This is a genomic window from Dokdonella sp. (assembly GCF_039926425.1).
Classification (GTDB): domain Bacteria; phylum Pseudomonadota; class Gammaproteobacteria; order Xanthomonadales; family Rhodanobacteraceae; genus Dokdonella_A.
In genome coordinates this window covers 1-11134 of sequence record NZ_JBDSWZ010000066.1, presented here as the reverse complement: position 1 = coordinate 11134, position 11134 = coordinate 1, and the positions used below count along the sequence as shown (strand labels likewise).

8 protein-coding genes and 1 pseudogene are annotated in these 11134 nt (G+C 63.9%); 5 read left to right on the top strand and 4 right to left on the bottom strand.

Annotation, left to right across the window (positions count from 1 at the left end; all coding sequences use genetic code 11):
* The 3 genes and pseudogenes from ABIV12_RS03815 to ABIV12_RS03805 all read right to left on the bottom strand — a co-directional run.
* Positions 1-1698: pseudogene (locus ABIV12_RS03815) on the bottom strand (hypothetical protein); the annotation flags it as partial.
* Between the two features lie 510 nt (positions 1699-2208).
* Complete coding sequence (locus ABIV12_RS03810; protein ID WP_348056398.1) at positions 2209-4956, bottom strand: serine/threonine-protein kinase; 2748 nt, start codon at positions 4954-4956, stop codon at positions 2209-2211.
* A 235-nt stretch (positions 4957-5191) separates the two neighbouring features.
* Positions 5192-6580, bottom strand: coding sequence for a M20/M25/M40 family metallo-hydrolase (locus ABIV12_RS03805; RefSeq protein ID WP_348056396.1), 1389 nt, complete (start codon positions 6578-6580; stop codon positions 5192-5194).
* Between the two features lie 335 nt (positions 6581-6915).
* Between ABIV12_RS03805 and ABIV12_RS03800 the strand changes: the two genes are divergently transcribed.
* Together ABIV12_RS03800 and ABIV12_RS03795 are read left to right on the top strand one after the other, a co-directional pair.
* A complete protein-coding gene (locus ABIV12_RS03800) occupies positions 6916-7488 on the top strand; it encodes an NnrU family protein (RefSeq protein ID WP_348056394.1) in 573 nt (190 codons plus the stop codon).
* A 134-nt stretch (positions 7489-7622) separates the two neighbouring features.
* On the top strand, positions 7623-7844 hold the full coding sequence (locus ABIV12_RS03795; protein ID WP_348056392.1) for a hypothetical protein: 222 nt from the start codon (positions 7623-7625) through the stop codon (positions 7842-7844).
* 230 nt (positions 7845-8074) lie between these two features.
* Here ABIV12_RS03795 and ABIV12_RS03790 read toward each other — a convergent pair whose 3' ends face one another.
* Positions 8075-8965: a LysR substrate-binding domain-containing protein gene (locus ABIV12_RS03790; protein ID WP_348056390.1), complete on the bottom strand. Its 891-nt coding sequence runs from the start codon at positions 8963-8965 to the stop codon at positions 8075-8077.
* 118 nt (positions 8966-9083) lie between these two features.
* Between ABIV12_RS03790 and ABIV12_RS03785 the strand changes: the two genes are divergently transcribed.
* The 3 genes from ABIV12_RS03785 to ABIV12_RS03775 form a co-directional block, all read left to right on the top strand.
* Positions 9084-9677, top strand: a complete 594-nt coding sequence (locus ABIV12_RS03785) for a LysE family translocator (RefSeq protein ID WP_348056389.1) — start codon at positions 9084-9086, stop codon at positions 9675-9677.
* A 25-nt stretch (positions 9678-9702) separates the two neighbouring features.
* Positions 9703-10317, top strand: a complete 615-nt coding sequence (locus ABIV12_RS03780) for an NAD(P)H-dependent oxidoreductase (RefSeq protein ID WP_348056387.1) — start codon at positions 9703-9705, stop codon at positions 10315-10317.
* A gap of 25 nt (positions 10318-10342) precedes the next feature.
* Positions 10343-11134 (top strand): arginase family protein (locus ABIV12_RS03775; protein WP_348056385.1); only part of this gene is annotated, 792 nt, incomplete at its 3' end.

Here is an 11134-nt window from a genome sequence, read left to right as displayed (position 1 = left end):
ATCGGGACTGATGCGTGTCCAGCTGTGCGCGTGGTCCGTCGACTTCCACACCACGTTGGATGTGTAGAACAACACCGTCGGATCCACCGGCGACCACAGCATCGGCATCGTGCGCACGTTGCGACCGTAGTCGGTGCCGCGTTGATCCTTGCCGGGGCCGACGCGCGTGGTCTGCGCGGTGGTGCGGTTGTACAGGCTCACGTTCGTGCGTTCGCTTCCGAAGACGAGATCCGGATCGTTCGGATCGGCGGCCGCAATGCCGTATTCCTGGATGTTGACCGGATGCCAGTCGTGGAACGTGATTTCTCCGTCCATCGAGCGGCTGTCGACGCACGCTGACCCCGAATCCTGCTGACCACCACACACGCGATACGGAAACGCGTTGTCCGTCGACACGTGATACATCGCCGCGGTGAGCTGGTTGTACCAGTTGCTCCACGACACGCCGCGGTTGGCCGATACGATCGCGCCCTGATCGGCGACGACCAGAAGAATGGTCGGATCGACCGGATTGATCCAGACCTTTTGATAGTCGTCGCCGCCGGGACTGCCACGGACTGCGCTCCACGATGTTCCGCCATCGTCGGTGCGCCACAGCACCGTTGACGCGCTGTAGACCCTGTTTGAATTCGTCGGATCGACGGTGATCGTTGGAAGATCGCCGCCACCGATGCGCGCAAGCGGGCGTGGGTCCATCGTGCCGCCTGCGGATGCGGGCGCTGTAGTGGGACCGTGCGTGACCTGCGACCAATGCTCGCCCGCATCGGTCGATCGATAGAGCCCGACCGTTCCGGTGGTGCCTTCCTGCTTGGTCGGCACCGCTCCCGCGATCGCCGCGACCATTGCGTAGACCGTGCCTGGATCCTGCGTCGCAACGGCGAGATTGGCTTCGATGACGCCCGCTGGCAATCCATTGGCAAGACGCTTCCACGTGGTGCCACCGTCACTCGACTTGAAAATGCCGCCGTTCGGTTTGCCAAACTCGGCGCCTTCGAGATAACTCTGCTGCTGCTGCCACAACGCCGCGTACACGATGTTGGAATTGGATGGATCGATGCGAACGTCGTTGCCGCTGGTGTACTCGTCCTGATACAACACCTTGTCGAACGTCTTGCCGCCGTCGGTTGAACGGAAGATTCCGCGCTCCGCATTCGGTCCGTAGGGATGCCCGAGCGCGGCGACGAACAGTCGATCCGGATTCTTCGGATCCACCGCGATGTTGGCGATCATCTGCGTGTCGCGCAAACCCAGATGCGTCCACGTCGCGCCCGCGTCGATGGATTTGTAGACGCCATCGCCGACGGCCAGATCGGGCCGGATGATTCCCGCGCCGGAACCCACGTAGATGATGTTCGGGTCCGACTCCGCGACGGCAATTGCACCGATCGACCCGGTCGACTCCTTGTCGAACAACGGCAGCCAGTTGGAACCGTAATCGGTCGATCGCCAGACACCGCCATTGTCATAGCCGACATAGAACACGTTGCGCTGGGTTGGAACTCCGGCGAGCGCCCTCGCCCGGCCGGCGCGCGTCGGACCGATGGCGCGCCAATGCATTTCCGAATAGAGCGACGTCGGGTTCGCGCTTGCCGCAGCGTCGGCGGACTGTGCAGTGGCCGGAGATATCGGTGGGGTTGGGCCGAGCGCGGTCAACGTCGCACCGGCAATTGCGGCCACGATCAGGCGGGAGATCATCATGTGCGGCAGCCGTTTGCGAGGGGAGTGACGTCGAAAAACCTAACAGAACAGCAGACGGCTCGCCAGCGGCGACGGCTGCGCAACTCCGCGACGATGTCAGATCCGTAGGCCGGACGCGCTGTTCGCGGCCGGCGCTTTTCCGCCCCATTGCACGAAGAGCGCCGGCCGCGAAAAACGCGTCCGGCCTATGGGGTTGTTCGGCGATGGTGGCCTGACACGCCACGAAACTCCGATCGGGCGGCGTGCGACGTCGCCAGTGTCGATTGGGTTTGTTTACATCCGCACAAGTCGCACCGACTTCCACGGCTTCATCGAGGCTGCTTTTGTGGGAACGGCTTCAGCCGCGATGCCTTCGACTTGCTTCACAGCTCTTCATGAAAAGCATCGCGGCTGAAGCCGCTCCCACCAAGCATTTTGCGTCAGCGCGACGCCGCAACGATGTCCATCGGGTGGGCAGCCCACGTGCGTTATCTGCATCGGTGCCAATCGAGGGCTTTGCTCGACGCTGAATCAGGAATTCGTGACAGCGTAGCGGAGCGCCTGTTTCAAATGCGCCGCGTCGGCCGGATATTCGGCATGCATCGCATTCTGTGCGTCGACGACCCGTTGACGCGTCGTTGCATTGTCCACGCTGCGCAATGCGCATCCTGCGGCGACCGCGTTGACATACAGCCGCTGCGGATCATCCGCGCTGACGTTCTTCGCCATCAGCGCGACCGCTTCTTCGGCATCTGCACAGGCGACGGTGTTCAGCGCGAGGTCGACCTCGACCTGTTCGATCAGGGTGCGTGCAAGATGCGTCGGCTTGGGCGACGGATGCGCCCGCAACACGGCCACCGCCTCATCGATGTTCCGGCGCGCGCCTTTGAGGTTGCCCTGCTCGCGTTGCGCGCCCGCGAGCCCGGTCAGCGTGAACGCGGTATCGGTGGCGTCTGCGCCTTTGCGTCGGATGTCCAGCGCCTCGGTCCAGATCAGTTCCGCTTCGGCCCAGTGGCCGAGCGCGTATTCGGTGGAGGCCAGGTTGTTGAGACTGGTGCCGAGCTTGCGCGAACCGGGCGGCTCGAGCGATCTGCGCAAGTCGAACGCCTCCTTCATGGCCGCATTCGCGCCCGCGTAGTCATGCGAGCGCATCAGACTGAACGACAGATTGTTGAGCCGGATGCCGACATAGCCATGTGTGTTGCCGTACACGCGCCGCGTGATGGCGAGCGCTTCCTTGCGCATCTGCGATGCGGCAGCGGCTTCTGCGCTGGTTTCGTAGGTGTTGGCGAGTGCATCGAGCGCGTCCGCCAGACGGACCGGATTGGTTGCATCGGACGCACGCAACGCACTGACGATGGGTTCGAGCAACACGCGTGCCTCCGCATGGCGATCCTGATCGTCATAGGCCCAACTCAGCGTGATCGCGGAGCTGGCAGTGGTGTCGTCGGCGGCGCCGCGCAATGTCAGGAACAACGCAGTGCCGCGCGCCATGTCGTCGATGGCACCGGTGATTTCGCCTTGCGACATGCGATTGATGCCACGCGTGACGGCGAGATCGGCAGCAAGCTCCGACTCGGCTGCATCGGCCGGCAGCAAGCGCGCCGCTTCATCGAGCTTCAGGGCCGCGTCCTTGAAATCGTCGAGGCCGCCCTGGCTGCGCGCGAGCAAGGTGAGTGCATGCACGCGCTTGCCGTGCGCGTCGGGCAGAGCCGTGGTCTGCACGTCGAGTGCGCGCTCGAACAGCCCGAACGATTCCTTCGAGGCACCAATGCCGAGATACGCCTCGCCCATCGCCATGAGCAGATCGAAATGCACCGCGGGGTCCTTGAACCGGTAGTGCTCCGCGCGTTCGGCGCCACTCTTGAGCAGCGCTTCGGCCGTGATTTTTTCACCCTTGGTCGCAGCCGGATCGGCACTGCGAAAGATGTCGAGCAGGAATTCGACGGTTTGTCGCGACTTGTCGCTTTCGGTGCGCGCCACATCGCGTTGGAGGCGCGCTTCGTTGGCTTGCACCAATGCGGTGGCCAGGCCCACGACGAGCGCGGCGATCGCGATGAAACCCAATAGAGCGGCCAGCGCGTGTCGGCGCAGGAAGCGCGAGGACCGGTAGCGCCAGCCACCCCGCCGTGCCGCCACCGGTCGGCTGTGGAGATGGTTTTCGATATCCAGGGCGAGGTCGGCCACGCTGGCATAGCGTTGCTCGGGCGCCTTGCGCAGAGCCTTCAGAATGATCGAATCGAGATCACCGCGCAGTTCGTGGCGCAGCTGCTGCGCCGAGACCTCACGCCCCGCCGTTCGTATCACGACGTCGCCTGGGTCGCCATCGTTGCCAAACGCGAGGCTTGGGCGGGTGGGCTCCTGATCGAGGATCGCCCGTTCGTACGCGGCGGGCGTCGAGTCCTTCACCTTGTAGGGCCGGCGGCCGGTCAGCAACTCGTACAGCAACAGGCCGAGCGCATACACGTCGACTGCGGTGGTGACCGCTTCGCCGCGCACCTGCTCGGGCGCGGCGTACTCGGGTGTGAAGACGCGTTGCAGACTGGCGTGGCTGGCCACGGGATCGACCAGCTTGGCGATGCCGAAGTCGAGCAGTTTCACGTCGCCGCGTCGATTGACCATCAGGTTCGACGGTTTCAGATCGCGATGCACCACGAGGTGCGCATGCGCATGACTCACGGCTGCGCAGACGGTCAGGAACAATTGCAGACGCGCGTGGATGCCGAGATCGTGCTCGTCGCAGTAGCTGCGAAGGTCGGTCCCGTCGACATGCTCCAGAGCGAGCCACGGAAGCCCGGTGTCGGTCAGACCGCCATCGACCAGATGCGCAATGTTCGGATGATTGAGATGCGCGAGAATCTGCCGCTCGGCGCGAAAGCGGCCGATCAGCTCCTGCGCGTCCCAACCGGCGCGGATCAGCTTGATCGCAACAATCTGCTCGAACCCGCCCTCCACGCGCTCGGCACGCCAGACGGTGCCCATGCCGCCGCGTCCGATCTCCTCAACGAGGCGGAACGGGCCTACCTTGCGCCCATGGAGTTTCTCGCTCTCGACCCGAATCTCGCGATCGTGAAATGCGGAAAGAACATCCGGCACCTGCGCATCGACCACCGTTCGAACGACATCCCCGCTGTCCGCCCGCAGCAGCGCGAGAATCTCCGCGCGCAATTGCGGATCCTCCACGCCGCGCTCGTCCAGTGCGGCCTCCCAGGTCTCGGGCGGCTGATCGACCAGAACATCGAAGAGTGCGCGTACACGTTGCCAGTCGTCGGCTTGCATGGTCTTCGAGGTTCTGCCAGGTCGATATTGAATGATGCGGGTGCGTTGCAGCGCTCCCGTTTCAAGAGAGTGCGGCGCAGGCACAACGATGCACCGCGTTCCCGCGGCACTGCTTCAATGTACGCAACCCATGGTGGCTGCGGATCACTCAATTCGGCCGGCCGGCGCACCCGCGACGCGTTCGAACGACGAATGCGGTCGCGGCTCTTGGGTCACTGGGCGTCCTTTGCGCCCTTTACTTCGCCAGCTTGGTCAGCAGGCTGTGCCAGAAATCGAGTGCCGCCGGAACCTCCGAGGCCAGCAGCTTTTCATTGAGGCCATGGGCGAACGAATCATTGGCCTTGCCGAAGTTGGGAGAGACGCCGTAGCTCGGTACCCCGGCGTTGCGGAAGTAGAGGCTGTCCGACGCGCCGGACGACATCCCGGGAACGATCTGCACGGCCGGGAAGCGTTCGTGCACCGTTGCAGTCACGGCGGCAACGACGTCCGCGCGCAACGGCGACGGCGGGCTCTGCACCGGCGCCGGCAACTGCACGGTGATCTTCACCGTGGGATCCGCGACGACGGTGTTCAACGTGGCCTGCACCGAATCGATGCTGACGCCGGGGAAGATGCGGCAGTTGATGTTTGCGGTGGCACGCTGGGGCAACGCGTTGAGCGCGTGGCCGCCGTCGATCATGGTGGCGACACACGTCGTGCGCAGTTGGCCGACATAGGCCGGGTCTGCCGAAATGGTCGCTGCAGCCGCGGCGTCGTTCGGGTTCGCACTGAACGTCAGCATCGCTTGTGCGAGCGGACCGTTGCCATGTTCGCCGAGCGCCTTCAGCGACGCGAGCGTGATGTCGCTGTGCTGCACAGGGAACGCGTGCGCCTCGACGTGATCCAGTGCCTTGTTCAAACGATAGATCGCGTTGCCCGGCGCGGGCTCGCTCGAATGACCGCCAGGCGAGGTGACTGTCAGGAGGAAATCGGCATAGGTCTTTTCCGCCGCCTGGATTTCGTAATCCACAGGCTTCATCTGGTCGTCGAACGTACCGCCACCGGAGTCCGCGTTGAGCAGGAATTCAGCGTCGTGATACCGCTTGGCCAGTTCGCGCGTCGAGGCCATCTCGGTCTCCTCGTCGCCCGAGAACACCAGGATCATTTCGCGCGACGGGACGAAACCCTCGCGCTTGAAGCGCATCATCGTTGCGACCAGCGTGACGAGATTGGTCTTCATGTCGGCCGTTCCCCGGCCATAGAGATAACCGTTCTCCTCGATCAGTGTGAACGGGTCGCGCGTCCAGTCTTTCGGGTTCGCGGTGACCACGTCCATATGCGCTGAAAGGAGAATCGGTTTGCCCTTGCCGCTGCCGCGGTAATGCGCGACCAGTGCGGCGGTGCGCGCGACCGGAATGATGTCGATGTCCGCTTTCGCAAAGCCCGCCGATTCCAGCTTGTCGGCGAGATAGCGCGCGAACTCCGGAACCTTGTCCTTGCCCTCTTCCGTTTGCGCGGCGATCGCATGGCGCAAGATGTCCATCGTTTCGGGCATCGTGTGCGCAGTGGTTTCTGCTGCCGCGCGCGAGAGTGATCCAATGGCCAGCGCGATGCAGGCGGCGATGTACGTGGGGCGGATGGGCATGAGGGTCCTTGGTGACGTGGGATTGTCGGCGATGGGCGGGAATCACATTCGCAAAGAAGAAGCCGGTTGCGACGATGAACCCTGCCTGCGGGCGATGGGTTGCCGGTCGGCCGTCATCATGGTGCGAATGAGCCGCCATGCTTCGTCGGACTGCACTACCTGCTTCTTCGCTTGTCAAGCGTGGCATGTGAATTTGCCGGGGGAAGCGACCGCTTCCGCGGGCTCGCCCGAACGTGAGCCGCGCGGTCCATGTGGATCTTCCTGCTCGCCCGTCGGCATCGTTGAATGGAAGAGCAGGCGCTGCGATAGACTGCATCGTCATTCGGGGGTACCTCATGATCCTGTTCATCGTCGGTCTGATCGTGTTTCTCGGCATCCACTCGGTCTCGATCGCTGCACCGACCTGGCGCGATGCGCAGGTCGCGCGCAACCCGGGCGCCTGGAAGGGCCTCTATTCGGTGGTCTCGGTGATCGGCTTCGTGCTGCTGGTCTACGGTTACGGGTTGGCGCGACAGGTGACGCCGGTCGTTTGGTCGCCGCCCACCTACATGCGGCACATCGCGTTGCTGGTCATGCTGCCGGTGTTCCCGCTGCTGTTGGCTGCCTATCTTCCCGGTCGCATCAAGACCGCCGCGAAACATCCGATGCTGTTGGCGGTGAAGTTCTGGGCGCTCGCCCACCTGCTGGCGAACGGAACGCTGGTCGACATGATCCTGTTTGGCGCCTTTCTCGCGTGGGCCGTTGCGGACCGGATCGCGATCAAGAGGCGGAGAAATCCGCACGTGATTCCCGTCGCGCCGCGCGGGCCGGCCAACGACGCGATTGTCGTGGTGGGAGGTCTCGTTCTGTACGTCGCGTTCGTGATGGTGATCCATCGCTGGCTCATCGGCGTGTCGCCGCTGATGTGACCGGAGCGTTGTCTTCACGTTCGTCGACCGCGGTGCGAGCACGGGATCAAGGATGTGCCTGACAAGGGCAGAGTTCAGCCGCGCCCCTCCACAGTGCATGCACCAATTGCACCGTGAAGCACAAGGTGGCGCCGATGGTTTTCAGATACAGCATCAAGCTCAGGGGCGCGGGTTACGGTCCACCGGATCAACCGGATGACACCGAGATCGAAACCAAACGTGAACTGCCGCAACAGCAATCCGCGTCGAACAAGCAGCTGATCATCGACGAGATCCGACGCGATATCGTCGACCGTGCGGATCTCGATTTCGAAGGATGGCCGGTGTTCCTGACGGAAGAGCCCGACGGCGAGTAGCGCGTTTGCTGACGTGCCCGAAAGGCAACACGCACCGTTTGCACGGCGTGTCATTGCCGCAATTCCCGTGCGTTTCCGCTCATCGGCAGCGATTCATGGAATTGACCGGTTCGAGCGCCCGGGATTTTCGTAGGCCGGACGCGCTTCTTGCGGCCGGCGCTCTTGATGGGGGGGGCCGGCCGCAAAGAGCGCGTCCGGCCGACGAAAGCGCGAGTCCGTGCGCTACCCGGTCAGACCTGATCGCGTAACCAGCGGATCACTGTTTCGACCGTGCGGCGCCGCGTGCTGCGCAGGGCGTCTCCTTTGGGTCGCACGATCCAGTAGGCATCGGTCAGTCGGACTTCACGCATACCGAACGGGCGAATCAGCGCACCGCTTTCCAGCGCATCGGCGGCCAGCCGACCGCGCGCCAGTGCGACGCCCTGCCCGAGTTCGGCAGCGCGCAATACCAGATCGGACGATGCCAGGCGCGGCCCTTTTTTCAAGTCGATCGACGCCGGACCAAACTGCGTGCGCCAGTGCTCCCAGCTCGCGAGCGGATCGCGATCGTGCAGCAGGCGCAGCGTGCGCAAACTTGAAACATCCCGCGATTGCCGTGCCTCTTTCCACAGCGCCGGGCTCATGACCGGATACAGGACGTCGTCCATCAGCGGCTCGCAGTCGACGCCGGGCCATGCGCCAGCACCCATCCGCACCGCCAGATCGATCCCCTCGTTCAACGCGTCCAGCTGCTGACTCACCAGAACCGACAGTTCGATCCGCGGGTGCGCGCGCTCCAGCGCAGGCAAGCGAGGCAGCAACCAGCGCGAAGCAAACGATGGCGCCACCGTCATCGTCAACGAAAATGGCGACCGCTGTTCGCGCACCGCAGCGATCTCGGCGTCGATGGCCTGCAGGTGCGAGAGGATTTTCTGGCCGAGCGCCCCGCCCTGCTGCGTGGGTGCCCAGGCGGTGTCGCGATCACGATCGACGACCGCCAGCCCGAGCCACGCCTCGAGTTCCGTCAGGTGCCGACTCACGGAGGAATGCGCAACGCCCAACTCACGCGCCGCCGCCCGGACTCCGCCTTTCGAACAGGCAAGCGCGAACGCACGAAGCGCATTGAGGGGAAGATCTTTCATGGTCTGAATAGTAGACCACAGCGGTGTCGGCACGCACGGCGTTCAGCCCGGATGATGGGCGCTCTCTCCCGCGCCATCGCCGACGCGTGTTCCCTTCACTCCTTTATCTACGAACCCGATGACGTCGATCGACAATTCCCTCCTCGCCTCCGCGAGCGTGCTTCTGGTGGCTGCGATCACGCCAGGACCGAACAACCTGGTCGTTTTTCGCACCGCGGCGCGCGGTGGGTTTGCGTTCGCACTGCCGGCCATCTCCGCCATCGTCATCGGTGGCGTGCTGATGCTCGCCCTGGTGTCAGCTGGAATCAACGATGCATTCGAACGCTGGCCTGCGCTGCGAACGGCCATCGCAGTCGGCGGCGCTGCATACCTCGCATTTCTCGGATGCCAATTGATGCGCACGCGCTCCGTCGAGCCTGTGGACCCGGCGTTGCCCGCCGGAGTACCCGGCCTGATCGGCTTCCAGTTCCTCAACCCCAAGAGCTGGGTGATGGTCCTTTCACTCGTCGCCGCATGTCCCGCGAGTCACGCACTGACTCGCTTTGCGTACCTCCCAATCATGTTCGTGATGATCCCGGGCGCATGCCTGCTGGTGTGGGCACTCGCGGGCGATCGACTCGCTTCGCGTCTCGCAAATCCCGCGACCCGAAGATGGGTGGACCGCATCCTGGGGGCGTCACTGATCGCAAGCGCGCTCGCTCTCCTGCTCTGAATCACCCAAACAAGGCCCAACCCCGATGACACGAATCCATGAACCCATCCGAGTGCTGGCGGTCTGCGGCAGCCTCAGGCAAGAGAGCTACAACCGGCGTCTGCTGCAGGGCGCCGCGTTGGTGGCTCCGGCAGGAATGTCGGTGCATCTCCATGACACGATTGCCGACATTCCGATGTTCGATGAAGACGTCGCGTGCAGCCCTGCGCAGTTGCCACACGGTGTGCAGCGGCTGCGCGATGCGGCCGTCAATGCGGATGGACTGCTGATCGCGACGCCCGAGTACAACCAGTCGCTTCCCGGCGTGCTGAAGAACACGATCGATTGGCTGTCGCGGCCGACGGACGACGGCATCGACGTACTGGAGCGCACGCCTGTCGCGATCGTTGGCGCAACGACCGGCCCATGGGGCACGCGTCTCGCGCAGGCTCAACTGCGCCAGGCGCTGACGGCGACGGGCTCGTTCGTGTTGCCGGCACCCATGCTGTTCGTGCGCGATGCGTCGCACGTCTTCGACACGGCAGTCGGCTGCTACGATGCCGATACGCTTGGGAAATTGCGCAATGTGCTGGCGGCGTTTCGCGAGTGGATCACGCTGCTGCCACGCCTGCGCCAGCTCGAATCGCCGGCGGATGGCTGAACGGTTTTCACAGAAGGAGTGTCCATTGCAACGTGACGCCAACGCATTCGATCTCGTGCTTTCCTATCCGCAGTGGCAGGGCTCAGGGCGGTCGGAAAACCTGCGCCGCGGCGCACGTGCTGCAGCGGATGTGTGTGGACGATACGGACCACTGATGCGCGTGCCGGATGCAGGGCAAGGTAAAACCGGCGGCGGGATCAATCGCTGGAGCGCGATCGTCGACCAGTTTCGGTCGGCCTGCGCGATTCTCGACGCGCAGCAGCCACACCGTGTTCTGACTGCCGGCGGTGACTGCGCGTGCGACATCGCCGTCGTCGACTACCTGCATCGCCGCCATGCAGACCTGGCTGTCATCTGGGTCGATGCGCATCTCGACGCCAATACCGTGGACACCTCGCCCAGCGGCAATTTCCACGGGATGCCGGTCGCTGCGATTCTCGGTTCTGCCCCGCCCGATCTGCAGGCGCTGTTGTCGACACCGTTGCCGCCCTCGCGGTTCCGATATGTCTCGGCGCATGTGGGTGATGACGGTGACTGGGCGTTTCAACGCAGCCATGCGCTCTCATGGCTCGAAACGGATGAAACCATCGCGGGCCCTGTGCACATCCATTTCGATCTGGATGCACTCGACCCCGTCGAATTTCCGCACGTGGCGTATCCGGACGGACGGCTGTCGATGGAGAGCGGACTTGCGCTGGTGCGCAGGATCGCCATCACAGGCAGGCTCGTCGGACTGACCATCACCGAATTCGCACCCGCCGATGAGCGCGGCGCGGACGATGGCTGTCATTTCCTGGAACGCCTGTGCGAAGCGGCC